Source organism: Mesorhizobium alhagi CCNWXJ12-2 (assembly GCF_000236565.1).
GTDB lineage: Bacteria > Pseudomonadota > Alphaproteobacteria > Rhizobiales > Rhizobiaceae > Allomesorhizobium > Allomesorhizobium alhagi.
Genome location: NZ_AHAM01000135.1, coordinates 1 through 25,779, shown reverse-complemented (window position 1 = coordinate 25,779; position 25,779 = coordinate 1). Strand labels below are relative to the sequence as shown.

The 25,779-nt window shown below is 63.5% G+C and carries 21 protein-coding genes; 9 read left to right on the top strand and 12 right to left on the bottom strand.

The annotated features are described in order from the left end of the window. The 4 genes from MAXJ12_RS15915 to MAXJ12_RS15900 all read right to left on the bottom strand — a co-directional run. The coding region (locus MAXJ12_RS15915) for an NAD(P)/FAD-dependent oxidoreductase (RefSeq protein ID WP_008836942.1) at positions 1-762 on the bottom strand (762 nt) is incomplete at its 3' end. A gap of 3 nt (positions 763-765) precedes the next feature. Then, positions 766-1,947 (bottom strand): pyridoxal phosphate-dependent aminotransferase, encoded by a 1,182-nt coding sequence (locus MAXJ12_RS15910; protein WP_008836941.1) that lies wholly within the window; start codon positions 1,945-1,947, stop codon positions 766-768. After that, a complete protein-coding gene (locus MAXJ12_RS15905; protein ID WP_008836940.1) occupies positions 1,947-4,397 on the bottom strand; it encodes a GcvT family protein in 2,451 nt (816 codons plus the stop codon). The genes MAXJ12_RS15910 and MAXJ12_RS15905 overlap by 1 nt, the downstream gene beginning before the upstream one ends. 17 nt (positions 4,398-4,414) lie before the next feature. Next, entirely contained in the window at positions 4,415-4,957 is a 543-nt protein-coding gene (locus MAXJ12_RS15900) for a helix-turn-helix domain-containing protein (RefSeq protein WP_040586458.1), read from the bottom strand. Between the two features lie 216 nt (positions 4,958-5,173). On the opposite strand from MAXJ12_RS15900, the gene MAXJ12_RS15895 reads away from it, so the two are divergent. Next, a complete protein-coding gene (locus tag MAXJ12_RS15895) occupies positions 5,174-5,884 on the top strand; it encodes a nitroreductase (RefSeq protein WP_008836938.1) in 711 nt (236 codons plus the stop codon). 25 nt (positions 5,885-5,909) lie between these two features. On the opposite strand, the gene MAXJ12_RS15890 is transcribed toward MAXJ12_RS15895, so the two are convergent. From MAXJ12_RS15890 to MAXJ12_RS15865, 6 genes are all read right to left on the bottom strand, one after another. Next, positions 5,910-6,392 carry an anthrone oxygenase family protein gene (locus MAXJ12_RS15890; RefSeq protein WP_008836937.1) on the bottom strand — a complete coding sequence of 161 codons (483 nt, stop codon included), beginning with the start codon at positions 6,390-6,392 and terminating at the stop codon, positions 5,910-5,912. A gap of 98 nt (positions 6,393-6,490) precedes the next feature. After that, entirely contained in the window at positions 6,491-7,201 is a 711-nt protein-coding gene (locus tag MAXJ12_RS15885; RefSeq protein ID WP_139043912.1) for a DUF3280 domain-containing protein, read from the bottom strand. Further along, positions 7,198-7,785, bottom strand: coding sequence for a sarcosine oxidase subunit gamma family protein (soxG, locus tag MAXJ12_RS15880; protein ID WP_008836935.1), 588 nt, complete (start codon positions 7,783-7,785; stop codon positions 7,198-7,200). Before soxG ends, MAXJ12_RS15885 begins: the two co-directional genes overlap by 4 nt. Next, complete coding sequence (locus tag MAXJ12_RS15875; RefSeq protein ID WP_008836934.1) at positions 7,778-10,768, bottom strand: sarcosine oxidase subunit alpha family protein; 2,991 nt, start codon at positions 10,766-10,768, stop codon at positions 7,778-7,780. The genes soxG and MAXJ12_RS15875 overlap by 8 nt, the downstream gene beginning before the upstream one ends. After that, complete coding sequence (locus MAXJ12_RS15870) at positions 10,765-11,067, bottom strand: sarcosine oxidase subunit delta (protein WP_008836933.1); 303 nt, start codon at positions 11,065-11,067, stop codon at positions 10,765-10,767. Before MAXJ12_RS15870 ends, MAXJ12_RS15875 begins: the two co-directional genes overlap by 4 nt. Positions 11,068-11,079: 12 nt before the next feature. Next, entirely contained in the window at positions 11,080-12,339 is a 1,260-nt protein-coding gene (locus MAXJ12_RS15865) for a sarcosine oxidase subunit beta family protein (protein WP_008836932.1), read from the bottom strand. A gap of 214 nt (positions 12,340-12,553) precedes the next feature. Here MAXJ12_RS15865 and MAXJ12_RS15860 point away from each other — a divergent pair, with 214 nt between their 5' ends. The 7 genes from MAXJ12_RS15860 to MAXJ12_RS15830 all read left to right on the top strand — a co-directional run bounded on the left by MAXJ12_RS15860 (position 12,554) and on the right by MAXJ12_RS15830 (position 21,408). Then, entirely contained in the window at positions 12,554-15,037 is a 2,484-nt protein-coding gene (locus MAXJ12_RS15860) for a mechanosensitive ion channel family protein (protein ID WP_008836931.1), read from the top strand. A 128-nt stretch (positions 15,038-15,165) separates the two neighbouring features. Further along, positions 15,166-15,429, top strand: a complete 264-nt coding sequence (locus tag MAXJ12_RS15855; RefSeq protein WP_008836930.1) for a hypothetical protein — start codon at positions 15,166-15,168, stop codon at positions 15,427-15,429. A gap of 204 nt (positions 15,430-15,633) precedes the next feature. Continuing rightward, positions 15,634-17,070 carry a UbiA family prenyltransferase gene (locus MAXJ12_RS15850; RefSeq protein WP_008836929.1) on the top strand — a complete coding sequence of 479 codons (1,437 nt, stop codon included), beginning with the start codon at positions 15,634-15,636 and terminating at the stop codon, positions 17,068-17,070. After that, positions 17,067-18,422 carry an FAD-binding oxidoreductase gene (locus tag MAXJ12_RS15845; protein WP_008836928.1) on the top strand — a complete coding sequence of 452 codons (1,356 nt, stop codon included), beginning with the start codon at positions 17,067-17,069 and terminating at the stop codon, positions 18,420-18,422. The genes MAXJ12_RS15850 and MAXJ12_RS15845 overlap by 4 nt, the downstream gene beginning before the upstream one ends. Before the next feature lie 68 nt (positions 18,423-18,490). Next, positions 18,491-18,922: an EamA family transporter gene (locus MAXJ12_RS15840; RefSeq protein WP_008836927.1), complete on the top strand. Its 432-nt coding sequence runs from the start codon at positions 18,491-18,493 to the stop codon at positions 18,920-18,922. Continuing rightward, complete coding sequence (locus MAXJ12_RS15835) at positions 18,919-19,926, top strand: NAD-dependent epimerase/dehydratase family protein (protein WP_008836926.1); 1,008 nt, start codon at positions 18,919-18,921, stop codon at positions 19,924-19,926. Before MAXJ12_RS15840 ends, MAXJ12_RS15835 begins: the two co-directional genes overlap by 4 nt. A gap of 9 nt (positions 19,927-19,935) precedes the next feature. After that, a complete protein-coding gene (locus MAXJ12_RS15830; protein ID WP_008836925.1) occupies positions 19,936-21,408 on the top strand; it encodes an aspartate aminotransferase family protein in 1,473 nt (490 codons plus the stop codon). A gap of 124 nt (positions 21,409-21,532) precedes the next feature. Here the strand turns inward: MAXJ12_RS15830 and MAXJ12_RS15825 are convergent, their stop codons facing one another. Beyond that, positions 21,533-22,996, bottom strand: a complete 1,464-nt coding sequence (locus tag MAXJ12_RS15825) for a hypothetical protein (RefSeq protein WP_008836924.1) — start codon at positions 22,994-22,996, stop codon at positions 21,533-21,535. A 216-nt stretch (positions 22,997-23,212) separates the two neighbouring features. Beyond that, on the bottom strand, positions 23,213-24,949 hold the full coding sequence (locus tag MAXJ12_RS15820; RefSeq protein WP_008836923.1) for a hypothetical protein: 1,737 nt from the start codon (positions 24,947-24,949) through the stop codon (positions 23,213-23,215). A gap of 210 nt (positions 24,950-25,159) precedes the next feature. Here MAXJ12_RS15820 and MAXJ12_RS15815 point away from each other — a divergent pair. Next, positions 25,160-25,779, top strand: a 620-nt coding sequence (locus tag MAXJ12_RS15815; protein WP_008836922.1) for an NAD(P)/FAD-dependent oxidoreductase, incomplete at its 3' end; no start/stop codon positions are given.

Sequence of the window (25,779 nt, the reverse complement as noted above, 5' to 3'; positions counted from 1 at the left end):
CTCGCCCGGCCCCCGCAGCACCGGCAGCCGCGAAAGGCCGGGGATCGGCTCGGTCACGAGATAGAAATGCTCGCAGGCATGCAGCGGGATGGTCACGCCCGACATCTGGCCGAGTTCGCGCGCCCACATGCCGGCGCAGTTAACGACCACATCGGCCTCGATCGTGCCCTGTTCCTCGCCTCTGGCCCAGGAAACACCGGTGACGCGGCCATCCTTCTGGTGGACGGCGGCGACTTTCACACCCTCGACGATCTTCGCGCCGCGTTGCCGTGCGCCCTTTGCCAACGCCATGGCGATGTTGGCCGGATCGCACTGACCATCGAGTGGCAGGTGCACGGCACCGACAACATCCGAAACGTTGAGATGCGGATACATTTCCTTGACTTCGCTCGGCGAAATCTCGCGAACGTCGACGTCGAAGGCGCGGGCGAGCGACGCCTGGCGGTAGATTTCGTGCTTGCGCTCCTCGGTTAGCGCGACGGTGATCGAGCCGACCTGGCGCATGCCCGTGGCGACGCCGGTCTCGGCCTCCAGCCTGACGTAGAGGTCGGCCGAATATTTCGCCAGCCGCGTCATGTTCTGCGAGGCACGCAACTGGCCGATCAGGCCCGCCGCATGCCAGGTGGTGCCGCAGGTCAGTTGCTTGCGTTCCAGAAGCACGATGTCGGTCCAGCCGAGCTTGGCCAGATGATAGGCAACCGAGCAGCCGGAAACACCGCCGCCGATGATGACCGCGCGGGCTTTGGAGGGCAGGCCGGCCATCCGTCAGGCTGCCTTGCTGCGATAGGAGGAAGCGAAGCGCCGCAGGCGTGTCGCGGCTTCCAGCAGCACGTCGTCCGGCTGGCAGAGGCTGACGCGGATATGGCCGGCGGCGGCGTCGCCGAAGCTCGATCCGGGCATCACCGCCAGCTTCTCGGCTTCGAGCAGCGCCCAGGCAAATTTCTCGCAATCCGGCTCGACGGCGCGAATGTCAAGCATGACATACATGCCGCCTTCCGAGCCGCGCACGGTAACGTTGTTGAGGCCGCGCACTTCGTCGAGGAACACCTTGCGCCGCCCGTTGTAGGTGTCGGCGATCTGTTTCACGCCATAGTCGTTCTCCAGTGCCTCGGCCGCCGCCTGCTGGATGAAACCGGTGAGGCCGTAGGTCGTCACGAGGTTCAGGCTGACGAGCAGCGAGATCATGCTTTCGGGGCCAGTCAGCCAGCCCATGCGCCAGCCGGTCATGCCGTGGCTCTTCGACATCGAGTTAATGACCAGCGTCCGCTCCGCCATGCCGGGCAGAGCGCGCGGCGAGATGTGATGACCACCGCCGAGCGTCCAGTAAACCTCGTCGGAGAGCAGCCAGAGGTCGTGCCTCACGCAAAGCTCTGCGATGGCTTCAAGGCTCTCGCGCGAATAGATGGCGCCGGTCGGGTTGTTCGGCGTGTTGATGAGGATCGCACGCGTATTCGGCTTCAGCGCCGCTTCGATCGCCTCGGCGCGTGGTTGAAAGCCGTCCGCCGCTTCCGCCTCGACGACCGTGAAGTCCGCTTCGGCCGCGCGGAAGGTGCCGGGATAGGTCGCGTAGTAGGGCGCCACCACAACGGCATGGTCGCCGCGGTCGAGCGTGCCCTGCACGGCGGCGTAAAGCGCAAGCTGTCCGCCCGGCGTGACGAGCGCTTCGGCCGCACTCGTTTCGACGCCGGTGCAGCGCGTCGAGGCGCGCGCCATCGCCTCACGCAGCCGCGGTACGCCGGGAAGCTGCGTGTAGTGATGATGGCCGGTCCTGAGGGCCGCCACGCAGGCCTCGACCGTCTCGCCCGGCGTGTCGAAGTCATGGTCGCCGACCGATAGAACGATGATCGGTTCGCCGGCTTCCTTGCGCTTCCAGGCTTCGAAATGGACCTCCCAGCCGTCCTTGCCGGACGGGATGATACCACTGAGGCGTTTCGACGACGTTGGCATTATGCTCTCAGCCTTTCGTTTCCCGGATCCCACAGCGGCTCGTCCTTCTGGACAGTCGCGTTGTGGCGCTCGCCGAAAATCTCGACCTCTACCTTCGTCCCCGGCACAGCCAGGTCGGCGCGGATCATGCCGAGCGCGATCGATTTGTCCACCCTGTGGCCAAAACCTCCTGACGTCGTCTCGCCGACGATCTTGCTGCCATGCCATAACGTCGACATGTAAGGCGCGTCGCAATCGCTGGCTTCCACCACCAGCGTAACGAAGCGTTTCTTCACCCCCTGCTGATTTTCGTTCTGCAGCGCCGCCTTGCCCTTGAAATTCGGCTTGTCCCATTTGACGAAACGTTCCAGCCCGCCTTGCAGGATGGTGTAGTCGGTCGAAAGGTCCTGCTTCCAGGCGCGGTAACCTTTCTCCAGCCGGAGCGAGTCCAGTGCGAACATGCCGAACGGTTTCAGCCCGTGCTTCTGGCCAGCCGCCCATACGGCGTCGAAGACTGCCGCCGTGTCTTCAATCTTGGTGTGGAGTTCCCACCCGAGCTCGCCTGCGAACGAGACGCGAACGAGCTGAAGCCAGCGTCCTTCTATCTGGCAGGACTGGTGCGACAGCCATGGCGGCGAGAGGTCGGCGTCAGTCACTTCGGCCAGGATTTTTCGTGCATTCGGCCCGGAGAGGATCTGGCAGGCGAAGGCGTCGGTCGAATTTTGCAGCGTGATTTGAGTCTCTTGCGGCAAATGCTTCTGAAGCCACTCGAAATCGTGCAGCTCCGCCACCGAAGCGGTGATGAGGAAGAAGAAATCCTCATCGAGCGCCATGATCGACATTTCGGTGACGATGCGGCCCTTGTCGTCGGCGAAATAGCCGAGTCCGATCTTGCCGGGTTTCGGTACGACGCCTGTGATCATTGTGGACAGCCATTCCCGCGCGCCGGGACCTTGCAGCCGGTAGCGCGAAAAGCCGGGCAGATCGAGGATGCCGGCGGCATCGCGTACCGCCAGGCATTCCTCGCGGATGCGCTTGTGCCACGGCCCGTCGCGGGTGAAGGTCTGGGTCGATTCCTCCGAGGTGTCGTCGTCCGGATGGGCGAACCATGTGGCGCGTTCCCAGCCATTATAGGCGTTGAACTGCGCGCCCAGCGCCGCAATGCGGTCATGGATCGGCGACAGCTTCTTCCCGCGCCCCGCCGGCCAGGCATGGCGCGGGAAGTGGATCGCGTATTCGTGGCCGTAGATTTCCATGCCCTTGGCCACGCAGTACTCGGGATCGGAAGCGAAGGCGGTGAAGCGGCGCGGGTCGCAGGACCACATGTCCCATTCCGTCTGCCCTTCGGTCACCCACTCCGCCAGCACCTTGCCGGCGCCGCCCGCCTGCGCGATGCCGAAGGTGAAGACGCAAGCCTCGAAGGCGTTGGGCACGCCGGGCATCGGCCCGATCAGCGGATTGCCGTCCGGCGCGTAAGGGATCGGCCCGTTGATGACTTTCGACAGCCCCGCCGTGCCGAGGATCGGCACGCGGGCGATGGCGTCGTTCAGATACCATTCCAGCCGCTCCAGATCGTCCGGGAAAAGCTGGAAGGAAAAATCGTCCGGCATCGGGTCGTTGTGGGTCGCCCAGTGCGCCCGGCAGTTCTTCTCGTAAGGCCCGAGATTCATGCCGTTCTTTTCCTGGCGCAGATAGTAGGACGTGTCGACATCGCGCAGCAGCGGCAGTTTTTTCCCGTGCTCCTTCGACCATGCCGCCAGTTCGGGGATTTCCTCGAAAAGTATGTACTGGTGGCTCATCACCATCATCGGCACGTCGCGTCCGAACATCTTTCCGACTTCGCGGGCGCGATAGCCGGCGGCGTTGACCACGTATTCGCACCGAATCTCGCCTTTCGGCGTCTCGATCACCCACTCGCCGTTTTCGCGCCGCACGCCGCTGACCGGGCAGAAGCGAACGATCTTCGCGCCCATGTCGCGCGCGCCCTTCGCCAAAGCCTGGGTCAGCTGCGCCGGATCGATATCGCCGTCGCTCGGGTCGTAGAGCGCGCCTTTGAGTTCATGAGTCTCGATGAATGGATAGCGAGCCTTGATCTCGTCGAGACCGACCACATCGATATCCATGCCTTGGTAGCGGCCCATGCCCTTGGCGCGCTGGAACTCCTGCATGCGTTCTTTGGTATGAGCGAGCCGCAGCGAACCGGTGACGTGATAGTTCATCGGGTAGCCGACTTCTTCCGCCAAGCCGCGGTAGAGTTCTGTCGAATAGCGCTGCATGTTCATCAGCGACCAGGATGACGAGAAGGTCGGAACGTTGCCGGCTGCATGCCATGTCGAGCCGGAGGTCAGCTCGTTCTTTTCCAGAAGCACGCAGTCGGTCCAGCCGGACTTGGCAAGGTGGTAGAGCGACGAAACGCCGACCGCGCCGCCGCCGATGATCACCACGCGCGCCGTCGATGGAATTTCAGCCATTTCTCTCTCCACTTTACTCAATAGACCGGCGGCGAAACCACCCAGACGACCACCGCCGGGTCCGCGCCCGGATTGCGCCAGCGGAACGGCTTGTTGGCGAAACGGAAGCTGTCGCCCTCGCCAAGCCGGTACCACGTTCCGGCAATCTCTAGGTCGAATGTGCCCGAAACCACGTAGCCCGCTTCTTCGGTCGGCCGGCTGGCGGCGGCCTTCAGTTCTGCGCCCGGCGCGAATTCCGAGCGCAGCACCTCGAAACTACCGCCGAGATCGGGCGACAGAAGTTCCTCCACCAGTCCGGATTCGGCTGTGCCAAGCGAACGGCGGCGGCCGGCGCGCACGACTACGCCGCGCTCGCCCGCGTCGGGAGCATCGTGGGCGAAGAACAGGCTGACGGGAACGCCGAACAGTTCGGCGAAGGCGCGCAGATCGGCCAGCGACGGCGCGGATAGGCCGCGCTCCACCTGGCTCAGCCAGCCCACGGAGCGGCCGAGCTTCAGCGCAATCTCGGCGAGCGTCAGGCCGCGGGCCTTGCGCAACGCACGGATGTCGCGCGCAAGCATCGTGTCGGAGCGCGCCGTTCGTCGCTCCTCCAATTCGTTCCGGTCCTCTGTCTGCACAACGTCCATGAAAATCTCTCCGGAAATTTCATGAGCCATACCTTTGTGAAATTTTCAAGCGATATTTCACGGGATGCAGGTATTGCTTGCGAGACTCGCGGGTCTGGTGCAAATCCGGCGCGGCAATCCTATGTGAGCCGCATTGTGAAGGGGTAATCCATGCTGGCGCCGGAAAACAGAACTCTGGATCTGGACGAAGCGGCAATCGTCGACGAGGCGATCACGTCGCGCCGGTCGGTGCGCGCCTTCTTGGCCGATCCCGTCGACGAAGCGACCATCCGCGCTATTCTGGACGTGGCCGCGCGCGCTCCTTCGGGCACAAACATGCAGCCCTGGAAGGTTTATGTGACAACCGGCGAGACCAAGGCCCGCATCGCCGACGCTATCCTCAATTCGGGCATCCGCGCCGAAAAGGCCAAGTGGGATGAATACCGCTATTACCCCGACCAGTTCTTCGAGCCCTATCTGACAAGGCGGCGCGCCGTCGGCTTCGCGCTCTACGGCCATCTCGGAATCGGCAAGCGCGACGTCGACCAGATGCGCGCCCAGCACGACCGCAACTTTGTCTTCTTTGACGCGCCGGTCGGGATGATCTTCACCATCGACCGCCGCCTCAACCAGGGATCGTGGATCGACTACGGCATGTTCCTGCAGAATATCATGGTGGCGGCGCGGGGCAGGGGCCTGCACACCTGCCCGCAGGCGGCATTCGCCCCATACCACAACCAGATCCGGCCGGTGCTCGGCATTCCCGACGAGGAGATCGTCGTCTGCGGAATGGCGCTGGGCTACGAGGACGTGACCAAGCCGGAAAACGATCTGCGCACTGAGCGAGCGCCGCAGGAGGAGTGGGTGAAGTTCGTGACGTGACGGCGTCTCTTCATGAACAACTCAGCTACGTCTTTTTAACCCTGTCGCGGTCGGCGAAGACGGCGGCGATCAGGATGACCACGGCGGCGACGGCGCAGATGAGCCGCACGATGTGCCAGCGCCACCAGGCATCGCGAAGTTCAGTCCAGTTGTCGGGTATTGCGTCGGCAGTCCAATCCATCACCTCGGCATTGATCGGCTGGTTGAAGAGCCGAGTCACGAGTCCGGCGGCGACCATGGCCAGAAGGGCTGCGAAATAGAGCCGGAAGGGCCGAGCCTTGCTGCGCGACAGGAACATCAGAAGCAGCGTGAGAACGATGGCGGTCAGACCCATAACCGGCAAGAGTACGTTCAAGCCGCGCACGGCTCCCTGATGGACTTCAACGAATGTTTCGGCTGAGTAGGTCGACGGATTATAGCCTCGCCAAATGCCGAATATGCTTCCTGCCACCAGCGAGATAACGAGGATGTCGACAAGCTGCAACGCACTGTTGAGAGCCGGCCGCATTGACATCCTCCATTGCCGAGAAATATCCCACCGCCACTCGCAGTGAGCGTTGCGGAAGCCGCGAAGGAGCGGAAGGTATGGGTCGAACTGCGTCGCTGTTATTTGTTGGTCAGGTTGGCCACAACGCGCTTTTCCATCAGCCACTTGGCGCCGCGCGGCCAGGCGTAATTTGCCCCCATGCGCAACCCCGTATAGCCGACGGAGACGGGCGTTCCCGTTTCGGCGTCGACGACCTTGATAAGCATCTCGAACTCGGTCCGGCTGATCCTGTTGACGATGCCCGTCATGGCCAGTTCACCACCGAGCTTTGACGCAATTGCCGCTTCGCAGCCGTTACAGCGCCGCAATTCACCGGCCTTCGATATTTCGGCGGCCGCAGGTTTTGCGTCGACAATCTTGTATCCCGTCGCCAACAGGTGGTTCTTTGCAACTTGCGTGGATTCCGCCAGGTATCTTGCATCGTGTTCGTCCTGAGGAATAATTCCCGACGCTGCACTCGAATCCATCATCTCGAAATCGAAAACGACGATATCCTTGACCGGCTCGACGGCGGCCGCACCTTGAACGGCCGCCAACAAGGCCAAGCTCATCAGGAAGCAGGCTGGAACTCCGTTTGTCCTTGCCATCATCTTGTCCTCCCGTCTGCCTCTTCGGCTATGCCTGAAGAAGGGCGCATCGGACATTATCACCACCCAGTGTCGAGCGCCATCAAAGGCGCGGTGGGCAGCGTACCAAGGATGTTGGGAGCCATGCGGTGCAGGGCAGGGAGCCTTCGAGGGCCAAGGAAGACGACTCGACGGCTGCCTCACCTCACCTCATAGCCGACCTCCTCGCTCGCATGGCATAGCGCGTTCCAGAACGCCCGCGCGAAGGAGCGGAAGACATAGAGGTCGAACTGGCTCGCCCCGGTTCTCTGTATCTGCGCGAAGATGTCGTGATGCACTGTGGAGCGGCCCGCGCCCACCGGAAACGCCGCCAGCGAAAAATCGATGGCGAAGAATTTCGCCAGCACCCATTCGGCTTTCGGCCCGGCAAAGCGGATCGCAGTGCGGCCGTGCGACAGGTCGGTGACGGTTCCTGTTTCGCTGGTGATCGCCGCGCTGAGCGTTGCGAATAGTCCCTCGGCCTGATCGACGACCAGGAATTTACCCGGCGCAAAGCCGAACGCCGCCTTCTCTTCGGTGAAGACGCCGCCGCCCGCGCCATCGGGCAGCACGATACCGGCGACGGTCCGGATCGCGCCCATCAAAGCCTTTTCCTCGCCCGGCCAGGCGGTGGCCTGCACGATCGAACCCGGCTGCGTCTCGCTCAGGATCACGCCGACACCCGCGGCGAAATTGCCGTGCGAACCCGGCCGCCAGACCGGCTCAAGCGGTGAAAGCTGGTCAACCATGCATGCGTTTCCCTTCGGGATCGAAGAAGTGGTTGCTGACGATCTCGACCGGGCCGAAGCGATTTCTCAGCGGGTCGGAGACGAATGCGCGTGCGCCGTGCCGCTTCTTGCCGCCCTTGACCAGCGCCAGGCCGATATATTTGCCGAGCATCGGCGAATAGCAGACGGCAGTGATGTGGCCGATCGAATTCCTCGGCGCAGCCTCGTTGTCCTCGACGATATGCGCGCCGCCATTGAGCGGCCGGTTGTCGAGCGCGATGACGCCGACCAGGCGCACCCGGTCCACGTCGGCAAGGCCCTCGCGGTCCATCATCATCGAGCCGACGAACGGCTTTTTCTTCGACAGCATCCAGTCGAGGCCGAGATCCCGCGCCGTGGTGCGCCCGTCGATCTCCGCGCCGGTGACATGGCCCTTTTCGATGCGCATCGTGCCGAGCGCCTCCAGCCCGTAGCAAACCATGCCGTAGGGCTTGCCCGCTTCGATCAGCGCTTCCCAGACATGCACGCCATGGCCGGCGCCGGAATAGACCTCGAAGGCCATTTCGCCGGAGAAGGAGAGTCGGCAGATCATCACCGGCGCGCCGGCGATCTCGCCGTGGACGATGCCCATGAAGGGCAGCGTGTCATTGTCGACTGCCGTCCCGGTCACGCAGGATGCCAGGATTTCCCGCGCCTTCGGCCCGGCGATCGCCGCCCCCGCCCACTGATCGGTGACGGAGGTAAGTTGCACCTTCAGCTCGGGCCAGACCACGTCAAGCAGATATTCGAGATGCTGCATGACCTTGCCGGCGTTGGCGGTGGTGGTGGTCATCAGGAAGTCGTCGTTGCCGAGACGCCAGGTCGTGCCGTCGTCGAGCGCGATGCCGTCCTCGCGCAGCATCAGGCCGTAGCGGGCCTTGCCGACGGCAAGGGTCGAAAACATGTTGGTGTAGACGCGGTCGAGGAAATCGGCGGCGTCCGGGCCTTGCACGGCGATCTTGCCCAGCGTCGAGACATCGACGATGCCGGCCGCCTCGCGCGTCGTTTTCGCCTCGCGCACATAGGCCTGCTCGACCGTCTCGCCGGCAAGGCCATAGATAGCCGGCCGATGCCAGAGCCCGGCGGCATACATGGTCGCGCCGTTCTCGACATGCCAGTCATGCATGGGGGTCAGCCGCTCGGGCTTGACCTCGCCATAGCGCTCGGCCGCCAGCGCGCCCAGCGAAACCGGCGCGAAAGGCGGGCGGAACCGGGTGGTGCCGACATCGGAAATGGGCCTGCCCTGCGCATCGGCCATGATGGCAATGCCGGGAACGTTGGATGTCTTGCCCTGGTCGGTCGCCATGCCGAGCGTGGTGTAACGCTTCAGATGCTCGACCGAAACGAACCCCTCCTTGTAAGCGAGGCGGACATCGTCGGCGGTCACGTCGTGCTGGAGGTCGACGAAAGCCTTGCCCTTGGCCCTGATCTCGAACACCGGAGCCGGGTGCGGGTCCAACACCGGCGCTTCGACCTCGGGCGCGTATTCCGCCCTGCCGATCGAACCGGCAGCCGAGAGGCCGGCAGCGACGCCTTCGGCCAACGCCTCTGCGGTCGTAAAGCGCCCGTTGAATGCGCCCGCGCCGACCCAGTTCTGCGTCGGCTTCGGCGGCAGGAAGGCCTGCAGCGTCTCATTCCACTCCGGCTTCAGGCCGGCCTGGCTCGCCAGATGGATGACCGGCGACCAGCCGCCCGAAACCAGCAGGCAATCGGCATCGAGATGCCGCGCCTCGCCCGACAGCGCGCCGTTCGCGAGATCGAACTTCTGCACCTTGATGCCCGAGACATGCTTGCCGCCTTCGGTCGCCACCACAGCATGGCCACGCAGCAATTCGCCGCCGGCCCCCTCCGCGATCTCCTGCGCCGCGGCGGAAATTTCATCCCGCGCGTCGACGATAGCGGTGATTTCCGCGCCGGCCTTCCTCAGCGTCGAAGCGGCGCGGTAGGCGGCGTCATTGTTGACGAACAGCGCAACCTTCTGCCCCGGCAGTATGCCGAACTCGTTGGCGTAGCGCTCCGCAGCGCTCGCAAGCATGACGCCGGGCCGGTCATTGCCCGGAAACACCAGCGGCCGCTCGAATGCGCCCGTCGCCAGCACCACCGATCCGGCCCAGATCGACCAGTGGCGGTGGCGCGGCTCGCCCTTGCCCGGCGCGCTCTTGTGGTCGGTGACGCGCTCCAGCGCGGCCATGTTGTTGTCGTCGTAATAGCCCCAGACGGTGGTGCGCGGCAGGAGCCGGACGTTGTCGCGCGCCTTCAGGTCGCGCACCATGGTCGAGGCCCATTCCGCCGCGGCCATGCCGTCGATCGTCTCGTCCGACCAGTTGGCCGAACCGCCGAATTTCGGCTCGAGCTCGGCCAGGATGACCCTTGCGCCGTTGTCGGCCGTGGCTTTCGCGGCCACCAGCCCGGCCGGGCCGGAGCCGACCACCAGCACGTCGCAGAAGGCGTTCATGCGCTCGTAGCGCGCCGGGTCCCTGGCAATGCCGGCACGGCCAAGGCCCGCCGCACGGCGGATGAAATATTCGCAGAACATCCAGAAGCGGGTGCCCTTCAATGGCCCGAACACCGGCCCCATGAAGGTCTTGTAGTAGAAGCCGGCGCCGAGGAGCTTGCCGCCGAGTTGGTTTGCCGCGCCGAAATCGAAGGCGAGCGTCGGGAAGCGGTTCTGGCTGACCACGGTCAGTCCGTCATAAATCTCCAGCATGGTCGCCGGAATGTTGGGCTCGCGCACTTCGCCGTGAAGCACCGTCACCAATGCGTTCGGCTCGTCGACGCCGGCCGTCAGCACGCCGCGAGGGCGGTGGTATTTGAACGAGCGCCCGAACAGCGTGACGCCGTTGGCGAGCAGCGCCGAGGCCAGCGTGTCGCCCGCATGGCCGGTGAACGGCCGGCCGTCGAAGGTGAAGCGGATCGTGCGCGTCCGATCGACGCGCCCGCCGGTCTGGCTGCGGCGCGGGCTCATGAATGCGCTCCCGAACGGCGGTGGCCGTGGGGCTTTTTGTGGCGTTCGTCGCGGGCAAAGCTGACGCTGGTGATCTTGTGGGTCAGCGTGTTGCGCGTGAGGCGCAGATGCGCGCGGCAGCCGCCGGCATGCTGCCAGATCTCGTTGTGGTCGCCGGCGATGTTGGTCCGATCATAGACATAGGCGTTCCACTCGGCCTGGTCGGTCGAGGCCGGGTCGGGACGGGTGCGGTTGCCGTCGCCCTGGTAGCTGAATTCGGAAAGGTCGCGCGGGCCGCAATAAGGACAGTTTATGAGCATCTGCTGATGTGCCTAATGAAGCTTGGGCGTCGAGCCCTGGCCTTTTTCGTCGATGAGTATGCCGCGATGGAAACGGTCGAGCGTGAACGGCGCGTTGATCTCGTGCGGCTCGTCCCGAGCGATCGTGTGGGCGAAGCACCAGCCGGAAGCCGGAGTCGCCTTGAATCCGCCGTAGCACCAGCCGCAATTCAGATACATGCCGGGCAGGGGGCCGGTGGTGATGATCGGCGAGCCGTCCATCGACATGTCCATGACGCCGCCCCAGGAGCGCAGCAGCCTGACCCGCGCGAAAGCGGGGAACATGGCGAGCAACTCGCTCATCACCTCCTCGACCAACGGCAGGTTTCCGCGTTGCGCATAGCTGTTGTAGCCGTCGAGGTCGCCGCCGAAGACCAGCCCGCCCTTATCGGACTGCGAGACGTAAAGATGCCCGCCGCCCCAGGTGATGACGCCGGGCAGGATCGGCTTCAGCGATTCCGACACGAAGGCCTGCAGCAGATGGCTTTCGATCGGCAGCTTGTCGATCCCGGCCAGCTTCATGACGTGGCCGGTGCTGCCCGCCACCGCCACCGCCACCTTGGCGGCGCGGATTTCGCCGCGGCTCGTGGTTACGCCGGTGATGCGGTCGCCGTCGCGCAGGAAGCCGGTGACCTCGCAATTCTCTATGATGTCGACGCCGCGCCGGTCCGCACCGCGCGCATAGCCCCAGGCCACGGCGTCATGGCGCGCCGTGCCGGCCTTGGGCTGCAAGAGGCCGCCGACCACGGGGAACCTGGCTGAAGCCGAAACGTCGAGGCCGGGATAGAGCCTGGCGATCTGGTCGGGATCGAGCAGTTCGGCGTCGCCCCCTCCGTGCCGCATGGCGTTGCCGCGGCGCGCATAGTCGTCGAACTGCGCCGGCGTATGGGCGAGGTTGAGGATGCCGCGCTGCGAGAACATCACATTGTAGTTGAGGTCGTGCGACAGGTTTTCCCAAAGCCGCATCGAGTGCTCGTAAAAGCGAATGCTCTGCGGATACAGATAGTTGGAGCGCACGATTGTTGTGTTGCGGCCGACGTTGCCGGACCCCAGCCATCCCTTTTCCAGCACCGCGACATTGGTGATGCCGTGTTCCTTGGCCAGGTAATAGGCGGTCGAGAGGCCGTGCCCTCCGCCCCCGACGACAATCACGTCATAGGAAGGTTTCGGGTCGGGCTTGCGCCAGGCCGGCTTCCAGTCGCGGTTTCCCGTCAGCGCGTTCTTGAGCAGCGAAAAGGCCGAATATTCCGCCATGGATCATGTCTTCCGGTTCGGGCGATGGCGCACACTAGTGGCACGGCTTGTGCGCCAAAGCCAATATTGCGCCATGGCTTTTCATAAGGCCGACTCCTTGCGCTCTGCTGCCGCCTTTCCGTCGCTCCTACGCCGCCGACTTGCCCGGCTCGTTCTGCATCTCTATCACTGTCGGGCCCCACCGACGCGTTGTCATTTGAGTCGCCTGGAGATAATGCCCGTTTTCCTTCGATCCCTTCTCGCACTGATTTTGCTGGCGCTTTCGGCGCTGGCGTTTCCCGCCCTCGCGCAGGGTCCCTCACCGAACGGTTCACCCATCATCCGGGAGCAGCGGGCGGTCATGGACGGCCTGCGCCAGCGCACCGATCAGCTCGAGAAGCAGATCGCCGCGAATTCCGAAGACGATTCGCACCTCGTCGATATCCGCCTGCAGCTCGAGGAGACGGAGCGCCAGTTGCTCCAGAGCAGCGTTGCGTTCAGGCCCCGACTGACCGAGATCAACAATCGCCTTGATCAACTGGGTCCCGCGCCGGCCGAGGGCCAGCCGCCCGAACAGGATCTGGTCACCCGCGAACGCCAGGCGCTCCTCGCTGAAAAGGCGGAAATCAACGCCGCGCTCGGCGTCGCCGAAGACCAGTCGATCCGGATCAACGCGCTGATCACGCGTATCACCGAGATGCGGCGCGACCTGTTTTCGCGGCTGCTGACCCGGCGCTACGACATAGGAACGGCGCTGGCGGGCGAGGTCGCCGAGGCCGCGAGGAACGAGGCGACGGACCTTTACCGCACCGTCGCGTCCTGGGTGCGCTTCGTCGTCCAGTTCAAGCTGCGCTCGGTTCTGTTCGCCACCTTCTTTGCGCTGCTTGCGGCAGCGATCCTCTTGATCGGCGGCAGGAGGCTTTTCGGCCGCCTGTTCGAAGCCGACGGAAATGTCGAGAGCCCGTCCTATCTCAGCCGCCTGTCGGTAGCGTTCTGGTCAACGCTGGTGCCGACTGCGGCCTTGGCCGTTTTCCTCACCACGACCTATCTGCTTTATGATTATTTCGCCGTGCTGAGGGGCGACATCGGCACGATGATGACGTCGCTCTTCATCGTCATCGGGCTGGTCTTCTTCGTCCACAGGCTTGGCAGTTCGGTGCTTTCGCCGCGCCTGCCCAACTGGCGGCTCATCGCGGTCGACACGCAGGCCGCCAGGCTGTTGCTGTGGCTGGTTTCGGCGACCGCCATCTTCACCGGTATCGACGTGTTCCTGAGCACGGTCTATTCCGTTCTGGATTCGCCGCTATCGCTTACCGTCGGCGAAAGCCTGATCGCCACGGTGCTAACCGGGATTCTGGTCGTGCTCATAGGGCTGGTGCGGCCTTTCACCGGCGAGGACGGCCGGCCGAGGCGCTGGCATCCGGTGCTGAGCGCCACCCTGTTCCTGCTCGGCGGCGTCACTATCGTTGCTGCCCTGCTCGGCTATATCGGCTTTGCCCGCTTTCTTTCTACGCAGATCGTGGTCACCGGCGCGGTGCTCGCCACCATGTATATCGGCTTCCTGTCCGCCAGGGCGGTGGCGGAGGAGGGCGCTTTCGCCGGCACTACGCTTGGCCGGCGCTTCGAGAGCAGGTTCAGCCTCGACGCCTCGACGCTCGACCAGCTTGCGCTGGTGGTCAGTATCGCCATCAACATTCTCATCCTAGTCGTTGGCGTGCCGCTCATTCTGTTCCTCTGGGGGTTCCAGCCCGGCGACATCCAGGCTTGGGTCTACAAGGCCGTGACCGGCATCCGGATCGGCTCCTTCACCCTCTCGTTCACCGGAATTTTTTGGGGCATACTGGTATTCGTACTGGGCTATTTCCTGACCCGCTGGTTCCAGGGATGGCTCGACGGCTCGGTCATGGCGCGCGGCAAGGTTGATGCCGGCGTTCGCAATTCGATAAGGACAGTGGTCGGCTATGCCGGCCTGGCGATCGCCGTCCTGATGGGCGTCTCTGCTGCCGGCATCGACCTTTCCAACTTCGCCCTGATCGCCGGCGGCCTGTCGCTCGGCATCGGCTTCGGCCTGCAGAACGTCGTCTCCAATTTCGTGTCAGGCCTGATCCTGCTTGCCGAACGTCCGTTCAAGGCCGGCGACTGGATCGTGGCTGGCCCCGTTTCCGGCACGGTCAAAAAGATCAGCGTGCGCGCCACCGAGATCGAGACGTTCCAGCGCCAGACCGTCATCCTGCCGAATTCGGACCTGATCAACAGCGCAGTCGGCAACTGGACGCACCGCAACAAGCTCGGACGCATCGAGATTCCGGTAGGTGTGGGTTATGGATCGGATGCGAAGCGGGTCCATGAGATCCTACTAGAGATCGCAAGCAACCATCCGCTCGTGCTGAAAAATCCGGAGCCCTTCGTTCTCTTTTCGGCCTTCGGCGACTCATCGCTGGACTTCGAGGTCAGAGTTTTCCTGGCTGACGTAAGCAACGGCGTCATCGTGCAGAACGATGTCCGGTTCGCGATTCTCGAAGCTTTCGCGCGCGAGAACATCGAAATCCCGTTCCCGCAGCGCGACGTCCACCTGAAACGGGAACCGCCGGCCGAGAAATGGCCGATCGACGATGACAAGGTGGAGGCTGAGTATTTCGAACGGGCCAAGGCGCTCGAGGAGAAGGCAACGCCGCAGCCGGCGCCGAGACGCAAGCGCCGTAAGCCGGACCCAAGTTAGGTCCGCCGGCAATCGTGGCATGAATGCGGCATTCAGTTGCGGTTCAGCTTCGAACTCCTATAAGGTCGCGGCAAGAGCAGGAATGCCTTGCTCAATGCAACAGAGGCGGTGGCAACACCGATAATGAAATGATGAAGCCTGTGATCGCCACTGCTGCCCTTCTTTTCCTGGGCACCACGGCTTTCGGCGCCAGCGCGGTCAATCTGGATTCCGAGCCGCGCACGCTGATCGTCACCGAGGGCGGCAACAAGACCGAGCTTGCGCTCGGCGGCGGCGAAACGGTCGAATTCTGCCAGGGCGGCTGCTTCGTCACCATGCCTAATGGCGACCGCCAGGCGCTGACCGGTTCCGAGACGATCGAGATTTCGGGCGGCGTCGCCCGCGTCAAGTAACGTTCGCCGACATTGAATTTCGAGGCCGGACCGTTTGTCCGGCCTTTTATCGTTTCCGATAACCCGACCTTAAGCACGACGCCGGAAAAACCGGCGCACGCAATGGTTTAGCGCCGCCTGTTTAACCTTCCATAGCCCTGTTGCCGCTATACCCGCACGAAGACGCCGGAAAACGGCGCGGCGGGAAACAACAGGGCTTCAGACATGGATGCGCGGTCGGACAAGAATGCGGCGCCGCTTGCGGTCGACCTCGACGGGACGCTTATTGCCGGCGACCTGCTCTGGGAAGGGCTGTTCCTGCTCATCAGGAAGAACCCGCTGTTTCTCTTCCTCGTGCCGTTCTGGGCGGCGCGAGGCCCGGCGGCGCTGAAGCAGGCGATCGCCGCCCGTGTCGACATAGATCCGGCGTCTCTGCCCTATCGCGATACAGTGCTTTCAAGGCTTCGCGATGAACGCGCCGCCGGCCGCAAGATCATCCTGGCAACCGGCACGCCGCGAAAGTTCGCCGACGCCATTGCCGCACATCTCGGCCTCTTCGACGCTGTGATGGCAACCGACGGCCTGCACAATCTGACCGCCGGACGCAAACGCGCCGCGCTCGTCGAGGCCTATGGCGATGGCGGCTTCGATTATGCCGGCAACAGCCGCCACGATTTGAAGGTTTTCGATGCCGCCCGAGCGGCGATCGTGGTCGCGCCCGACCGCCATGCCGCGCGCTGGCAGGCAGCGCATGGGTCGGAGACGATCGACGCGCAGAAGCCGAGCTTTAAAACCGTCCTTAAGATGCTGCGCGTCCATCAGTGGCTGAAGAATTCGCTGATTGCGGTGCCGATGGTGCTGTCGCACGAATACCTCAACATGCCGATGCTGCTCGCCTGCGCGCTGGCCTTTGTGTCGTTCAGCACTGCCGCGTCGGCGATCTACATCGTCAACGACTTCTTCGACCTGGCGCTCGACCGCAAGCATCCGAGCAAACGCAACCGGCCCTTTGCCAGTGGCGTACTGTCGATGCCGTTCGGAATGGCGTCGGTCGCCGTGCTTTTGGGCATAAGCTTCGCCACCGCGGCCTTCCTGCCGCCGCTGTTCATGGCGGTGCTCGCCACCTATCTCGTCGCGACCACCGCCTATTCGCTGTCGGTCAAGCGCATGCTCCTGCTCGACGTGCTGATGCTGGCGTTCCTCTATACGATGCGGCTCCTTGCCGGGGCGGCGGCGACCGGCGTCGATGTCTCGTTCTGGCTGCTCGCCTTCTCCACCTTCTTCTTCCTGTCGCTGGCGCTGGTGAAGCGCTTCGTCGAGCTTCGTGCTTCGGATCTGGTGCAGGGCGAGCGCATCGCCGGGCGCGGCTACCGCGCAGAGGACCAGGATGTCATCGCCCAGGCCGGCATGGCCTCGGCATTTTCTTCGGCGCTGGTGCTCGCGCTCTATATCGACAGCGCCGCCGTGCGCGAACTTTACCCGCATCCGTGGATGGTGTGGCCGCTGGCGCCGATCGTGCTCTATCTCACAATGCGCGTCTGGATTCTGGCGCGGCGCGACGAGATGCACGACGATCCTGTCGTGTTCATCATCCGCGACTGGCGCAGCCAGCTCGTCGCCGTCACCGGGGGCGTGATGCTCCTGATCGCGGGCTGGGCATGAGCGGCGACGCATACCAGAGCTTCGGCCGGGCGACCCCGCCGGCGCGGCGCGCCCTGTCGGCGGCGCAAGCCATCGCGCTCCTGAAAGGCGGCGGCGCGGGCGAGGGCTCGGTCCTGCCTTACGGCAATGGCCGTTCCTATGGCGATTCCTGCCAGAATGACGGCGGCAGCATCGTCGACATGCGGTCGCTGAACCGGATTCTCGGCTTCGACGCCGAGACCGGCGTGATCGAGGCCGAAGCCGGAACGCTGCTCAGCGACATCATCGCCCGCGCGGCGCCGCACGGATATTTCCCCGCGGTCGTGCCCGGCACGCAGTTCGTCACGCTGGGCGGGGCCATCGCCAACGACGTGCACGGCAAGAACCATCACCGCCGAGGCAGTTTCGGCTGCCATGTCGTCTCATTCACGCTGCTGCGCTCGGACGGCAGGACCTATGAATGTCGGGCGCCCGCCAATCCGCGCCTGTTCGCCGCCACGATCGGCGGCATGGGCCTCACCGGCATCATCCTCTCGGCAAAGCTCAGGCTGATGCCGGTTCCGTCGCTCGATGTGATGGAGGAGATAAAACCTTTCTCCGGTCTCGCGGAATATTTCGACCTCGCCGAGGCGGCCGACCGCGACAATGAATATGCCGTCGCCTGGATCGACCAGCTTGCTGGGGGAGCCGATGCGGGCAGGGGGCTGCTGATCACCGGCAACCACGCCAGATACGGCGCGCGCGCCGCCAAAACCGCGCGGGCGAAGCTGTCGGTGCCGTTCCAGCCGCCATTCACCGTGCTCAACCGGCCATTTCTTACGGCGTTCAATGCCGCCTATCGCTGGCGCAAGGGCAGCGCCCGCGGCGTCCGGCAGGCAGGCTACCAGGGCTTCTTCTTTCCGCTCGACGGCGTCTCGAACTGGAACAGGCTCTATGGTCAGCGCGGGCTGTTCCAGCATCAAAGCGTCGTGCCGGACGAGGCAGCGCGGACAGCAGTCCCGGCGCTGCTCGCCGCTGCCCGGGCGGCCGGGCAGGGCTCGTTCCTTACGGTGCTGAAGCGCTTTGGCGCGACACGCTCGCCAGGCCTGCTCTCCTTCGCGCGCCCAGGCTACACGCTGACGCTCGATTTTCCCAACCGCGGCGCTGCGACGCTCGCCCTGCTGAACGAACTCGACGCCATCACGACCGGCGCCGGCGGCGCGGTCAATCCCTACAAGGATGCGCGCATGGGCGCGGAAGTATTCGCTGCGTCGTTTCCGAATTGGCGCGAAATCGAGGCGGTCCGCGACCCGGCTTTCATGTCCGACCTATGGGCGCGGACGGCACGGGTTTTGCTGGATAGGGGTGAGGCGCTCGCGCATGCGGCCGAGTGACCCGTTTTGGATCATCCTCCAGTCAGGCGCTGTTCCAAAAATCATCAAAGGCGAGGGTTGATGAAGACATGAAATACATTGCGTTCATACTTTTTACGGTGATGACCAATGCCGCCGCGCAGCTGATGCTGAAGCACGGCATGATGACGCTAGGCCCGATCTCGTTCGCCGGGGTCAACCCGGTGATCAAGCTCCTGCAGATCGTCTTCAGCCCTTGGGTGTTCCTCGGCTTGGCGACCTTCGTTATCTCGATGGCGTCTCATCTCTATGTGCTGTCGAAGGTCGAGCTTTCCTTCGCCTATCCCTTCCTCAGCCTCGCCTATGTGGCGGTCGCGGTCTTCGCTTATTTCGTCTTCCGCGAGGATCTAAACGCCTGGCGCATCGCCGGCATCGGCTTCATCTGCGTCGGCACCGTGCTGATCGCCCAAAGCGGGCGCGGCCATGAAGAACTGGCCGCCTCCCCCTCAACCCCCCTTCAAACCAGTGAGCTTGCGCAATGAGACACATCATTTTTGGAGGCGACGGCTTCGTCGGCCGTCATCTGGCGCCGAAACTCCTGGCCGACGGCCAGGAGGTCATCGTCGCCGATATCGTCAAGAGCGACCTGGCGCACTACCGCCATGCTCGTTTCGTCACCTGCGACGTGACCGATCCGGATTCCGTGGCCAATGTCGCGATCCGACCCGACGACATGGTCTACAACCTTTCGGCCAAGATGCTGTCGCCGATCCAGGTGCGCGCCAAGCGCCACGATTTTTTCTTTCCGGTGAACTATCACGGCACGGAAAACATCATCCGCGCCATGGACAAGGCGGGCGCAAAACGCCTCGTCCACTTCACCACCGACATGATCTACGGCCACACGGTCACGTATCCCATGACCGAGGACCATCCGGTCGCGCCCCTGGGTGAATATGGCTGGTCGAAGCTGAAGACAGAGGAACTCGCCGCCGAGTGGCGCACGAAAGGTATGAACATATCGCTGTTCCGGCCGCGCCTGATCATCGGCCCCGGCCGCCTCGGCATACTGGAAAAGCTGTTCAAGCTGATCGACTGGAACCTTCCGGTGCCAATGATCGGCTCGGGAAAAAATCCCTACCAGTTCATCTCCGTCTTCGACTGCGCCGAGGCCGCGCGGCTGGCCTGGAAGGCCGGCGTTCCGAACGAGGCCTACAATCTCGGCTCGCTCAACCCGCCGCCGGTGAGAAAACTGCTCGGCGACCTGATCAAGCATGCCGGCTCGAAATCGCTCCTCATTCCGACGCCGGGTTGGGCGGTCAAGCGCACGCTCGACCTGCTCGACCTGATGAACATGCCGCTCATGGATCCGGAGCAGTACCTCATCGCCGACGAGGAATGCGTGCTCGACGTGTCGAAGGGCAAGCGCGATCTCGGCTGGGCGCCGCAATACCGCGACGAGGACATGCTGATCGCCGCCTACAAGGAATACCGCGCCAAGAAAGACGGCCACGAAGTGGTCGCATCCCAAGTTCCGGCCGAATAGGAGAGCCTGATGAACGTCATGACCAAGCCAGAGACGACCCATGCCCGCGCGGTGGTGAAGGCGCCGGCGCTCTCGCCCGATGCAATCGCCAAGCCGGACTTGATCAGCGTCGAGGCCGCCAAGGCGATGGACCTCGCCATGATGACCGACCTGTTCAAGGCGCATCTCAATCCGGGACAGCTTCATTTCATGAAGCTGCTCGGCTTTCACAAGGTGAAGGTCGAGAGCGCCGAAGGCATGTTCTATGTCGACCAGAACGGCCGCAAGATCCTCGACTTCTTCGGCGGCTTCGGCTCACTGGCCTTCGGCCACAACCATCCGCGCATTCTCGAAGCGCGCAAAAAATTCCAGGACGAGAAGCGCCACGAGATCGCAATCGCCTTCATGTCGCAATATGCGGCGGCCCTCGCGCATAATCTCGCAAGATGCTCGCCGGGCAACCTCGATATGGTCTTCCTCGGCTCCTCCGGCTCGGAGGCCATGGAAGCGGCGATCAAGGTCGCCGAGCGCGCCGCCGGTCCGAAGCGGCCGAAAATCGTCTATGCGGAGAACTCCTTCCACGGAAAGACCAAGGGCGTGCTGTCGATCACCGACGGCCAGCTCTACCGCGGCGAATTCAAGCTGACCGACAATACGGTGCGCGTGCCCTTCGCCGATATCGACGCGGTCGAGGCGGCGTTCAAGTCCGATCCGGCGATCGGCGTGATCGTGCTTGAAACCATCCAGGGCGGCGGCGGCATCGTCCAGGCGCCGGCCGAATATTGGCAGAAGCTGCGCGCACTATGCGACCAGTACGGCGTGCTTTGGGTCGCGGACGAAGTGCAGTGCGGCCTCGGCCGCTCCGGCCGCTTCTACGCCTTTGAGCATTACGGCGTCGTGCCGGACGTCACCGCGCTGGCGAAATCTCTCGGCGGCGGCAAGTCGGCCGTCGGCGCCATGATCGCCAGCCGCGAGGTCTATATGAAGGCCTACGGCACGCCGAAGACGGCGATGATCCATGCGGCGGCGACCTTCGGCGGCATCGGCGAAGCATCGATCACGGCGATCGAGGCGCTCAACGTGCTTTACGACGAGGGGCTGATCGACAATGCGGCCGCGACCGGCGGCTACTTGCTGGAGCGGCTGCACGCGCTGCAGGCGAAGCATCCCAAGATCATCAAGGATGTTCGCGGCAAGGGCTTCATGATCGGGCTCGAGTTCCACGATTTCTCGCAGACCCTGCCCATGGTGCTGCGGCCGATCGTCAGCGTGCTCGACGACAAGCTGAAAGGTTCTCTGTCGGGCTTTGTCGGCGCTCTGCTGCTGCGCGACTACGACGTCCTCGTCGCCTTCACCGAATACAACCGCAACGTGATCAGGCTGGAGCCGCCGCTGATCTGCCAGTCGGAACATGTCGATCGCTTCGTCGACGCGCTGGACAGCCTCCTGTCGCGCGGGATCGTTTCTATCGTGAAGGATTTCGTCAAAAGCCAGGTGAAGTAGGGCGGGATTTCACCTGTTGCGAGAACGGCCGGGGCTATGCTCCGGCCGCTTGCGTTTGGGCAGACCGCCTCAGGCGGAACCAAATCTCCGGCGGTCGGGCCGGCCGCCGGCACGGTTGGTTCGTTCACTGTCGTTCTTGCGGCAGCGGCGCGCCGGTATACTGGTTGAAGCGCTGCGCCGGCACTGCGTCGCTGACAGCCATGGCCTTGGTTTTGGCGCCGACCGCCTTCCACCAGAGCGGGAGCGACTTGAAGGAGAACACCTCGTCGAAGTCGGTGGCGAACGAGCCTTCGTCCATTGGTACGTTACCGGCCCGATTCTGGAACCATTTCATCCAGTCCGCCGATCCCGGCGCCGGCGAGCAGATATAAGTTCCGTTCGGATCCCGCTGACCCTCGCCGTTGCAGAGTTCAAAGCCCGGAGGATCGTCGGAAGGGAAAGACGGGAGCAGGAATGTCACCATCTCGTGCCTTTCGACGTTCCATTGCGACGTGCTGTGGCAGTTAATGCAACCGGAATTGGGAGCGTTCACGATGGGTTTCCCGTCGACGACGATGTTGTTGCGGCCGCCGTCGTTGGGTCCGGACAGACGGCCGCCCCAGCCGAGCGTTTGGGTGGAATAGAGCGGCGCCTTGGGATTGTTCCAATTTTCCTTGAGAGGAGCGTCTTCGGTCGTCGCCTCCGGATCATTGCCCCATTGGACGCCGAGCGGCACCATTTTATCCCAGATATCGCCCGGCGCCGAAGCGTCATACACCAGCGTCATGAATACCCAGCCCGTCTGCGGCGCTGACTGGGTATCCTTCACGATGATGTCGAATTGTGCGATGTAGCTCGGCCAGACCGATGGGGTGGTCGCGTTGCCGACCGGAATATAGAGCGGCCATTCCTGCGCACGCTCCATCGCATCCCACCAGTCGGTCGGCTGGTTCGGATCGGTGGATGCGAACATTGCAGCCTTAGTGATGATCGACCCCTCGACGAACTGGGCGTTTTCGGTCTTCAGCGTCGGCTGCATCGCCGAATTGCCCCAGAAATTGTAGAGGGAATAGGCCGCGCGCTGATCGTAGTAGGTCAGCACATGGGTCTGGAACGTCGCCCGAAGTCCTGTGTCGGGAAAGATCGCAGGACCGAACTCGCCGGCCGGATAGCTGCCATGGATCGATTCCCGCAGCGTGCCGAGCCAAGGCTCATTGTACCAGCCTGCTTTGGCGGCGTCCCAGCTGTCGTAGTGCATGATGAGAGCGCGGCTATTCTCGGTCACCGCCTCTTTCAGCGCGTTGGCATAGGCTGCGGCATTGTCGATCGTGATAGGGCCGTTGCCGATCGCCTCCTGCCACGGCGCATTCTTCAAGGGGTCTGGCGCTGTCGGCCAGTTGTGATTGAGCGTAAAGAGCGGGCCGGCATATTCGCTGCCGGGCGGAATCTGGCCGTTGTTATCCTGGAAGGGATTGGCCTTCTGGAGCACTTCGAGCGGCGGACCTCCATGCGCGCTGAAGGCAGTCTGGGCGCGTGCGTCGTCGGCAAACGCAAGCGTCAGAACACAGAACGGCAGGGCATGGGTGAGGTGAGCGAGGCAACGGTGCATGGCAATCTCCTTAATGTCTGGGGGGCATCAGGAAGAAAAATGCAGTCGGTAAATCGGCTGGTGCACGGATCCGCTGGCAGCGCTTCACGACCAATGCGCGATCATGTCATCACTGCCACACGTAAAAGTAGAGTGCAGCAAAGGCGACAAGCGCGCGATAATGGGGGCGGGCAGTATGAGTTGTGGCCCGCACATGCATTCACGGTTAACGCAAGCCTAATCCAGCTTTTCCGCAAACTTTGGGTGCACATAGGCGTCGTAGCAGGCGTCGAGAGCGATCTTGCGATGGCCAGCCATCATCGGCGCGTAGAGTTCCAGAAGTGCTGCGTTCGCCGTCGTAGGCGGACATTTCGGATGCAGGATCAGATCCGTTTCGCGAATGGAGTCGGCGACCAGAGGGCCGGGCGGCGGCACGGCGCGCGTCGGGTCGGCGCCGATGGCGACGTGCTCGGGCGCGCTCCTGTCCATCAGCCACGGGAACGGATTGACGAAATTCAGCGCCATGATCGTCTCGAAGCGCACGCCGTTCTCCGCTTCCAGCGCCCTGATGCTGTCGATTGCGTGGTCGATCGCCATAAGATGCGTGATCTGGAAGTCGAAATCGGAATAGAGGATGAAGCTCGGCAGTTCGCCCATCCGAACGATATCTTCGTAAAGGGCGCGGTGCGGCGGGTAGAATCCGATCATATTCTCCGAACGCGCGAGCACGTCGCCGCGCATCGTGACGGCGCCCAGCGATTTCAGATTGGTGTGCTCCAGCGAGAAATTCTTGACGGACCCGGCATAGGCGCGCGCCGCGCGCTCGATCGTGTTGATGGCCGGCGGCAGCGCCACGGCCGCGGCAAGGACGAAGGTCGCGATGAGCAGTTTCGGCTTGGCCATCAGCGCGCCCGACCGCATCACGATCGAAAGGATGACCGGCCAGACGAAGATCATCGCCTGGCTCCCGGTGTTTTGCGTCTCGAAGGTGATGCCGGCGAAAAGCACGACGGCCAACCAGAAGGCGTCGTTGTCGAGGAATTTTGCGATCGAAGCTGCATTCCGCTCGTCGCGGATCGCGGAGAGCCGCGCCGCCAGTTTCTCGCGGCCTGACCAGATCAGAAGCAGTATCAGCGCTCCAGCCGGCAAGAGGACGCCGAACGTGTGCGACATCGCCTGAAGGAAGCGCGGCGCCAGGCTGCCGCTGTTGATCGCGACCAGCGCCAATATGTCGTTGATGTAATGGCTGACCAGTCCGGAGGTGAGTTCCAGCAGCGCCAGCATCGCGAGAAAGGCGCCAGCGGCCACCAGCGCGTGGCGGAGCGGAACGCGGCCTGCCATGAATGCGAACAGGCAGATGATCGCGCCCGACACGAAGCCGGTGATCTTCAGGAAGAACAGGGCAGTCATCGCCACGGCGACGATCAGCGCCAGGAGACGAGGGCTGCGCACGAAGATCAGCGCCGCCACCAGCACGTAGAGCATCTGGCAGATCTGCCGGTTGTAGATGCCGAAGCCGTCGGAGCCCGGAAACGGGTAGAACTCGCGGCTGTTGAACGGCAGCAGCGCGAAGATCAGGAAGGGGATCAGCAAAGCATAGGCGGTCGTACGCGATCGCGCTTCGACATGCCGGATGACGAGCGCCATCAGCGGTGCGGTGACCGCAAGCAGCGACCAGTGCGCCAGGAGCGTCGGCGCACCGTTCGGGAACAAGGCGACCCAGCCGGCGAAGAGATAATAGCCGAGAGGCCCGACCGGCGTGAAGAAGTCGTTGACCGGAATCTGGCCGCCGAAGATGCGGTTGGCGGCGTCATAGTAGATGAAGACGTCCCAATACATCGGGCCGATGGGCACGCGCAGCGGAAACAGGAGCAGAACCGGCACGAGCGCAAGCACTAGACCCATGACGACCAGCGGCGATGCGCTCCACGCCGCGCGTCCGGCAGTCCTTCCTTGCTGTGCCGCAATGCTCATGTCTTCGCCTCCCGCCCCGGGGCCCCTCCTATCACCGAATGCACGGTAAAAGAGTTAACCGGAGCCGTTGAGGTTCCGTTAAGATTAACCCGCGCGGCAAATGTCGGGCGCATGGTCGCGGCCCGTTTTCTTCGTGTCGCAAACAGGCTTCAATCGCGCCGTGGCGCTGCCTTATAGTCCGGCCGCAAAACACCTCGGAGTCGCGGGCAAATGGCAGAGTTTCCGTCAAAGGCGAAGGTCGTCATCATCGGTCTGGGCGGCATTGTCGGCGCATCGGTCGCCCATCACCTGATCGAGCGCGGATGGGACGATATTGTCGGCATCGACAAGTCCGGCATCCCGACCGACATCGGCTCGACGGCGCACGCCTCCGACTTCTGCTACACGACCAGCCACGACTTCCTGTCCTGCTGGACCACGCTCTACTCCATCGATTTCTATGAAAAGATGGGTCACTACGCGCGCGTCGGCGGCCTCGAAGTCGCGCGCGTGGGCGACGACGCACGCATGGACGAGATCAAGCGCAAGGTGGCCTCGGGGAAGGCGTTTGGGACCCGCGCCCGCCTGATCGATCCCGCCGAGATCAAGGAACGATTCCCGCTGATCGAAGAGAGCATGGTGCAGGGCGGCATGTGGGACCCCGATGCCGGCCTCGTCATCCCGCGCTCCCAGACGGTCGCCGGCAAGCTGGTCGACCAGGCCGAAGCCTCCGGCAAGCTCAACGCATTTGCGAATACGCCGGCCAGATCGCTCATCATCGAGAACGGCCGCATCAAGGGCGTGGTGACCGACCGCGGCACCATCATGGCCGACCACGTGGTGGTCTGCGC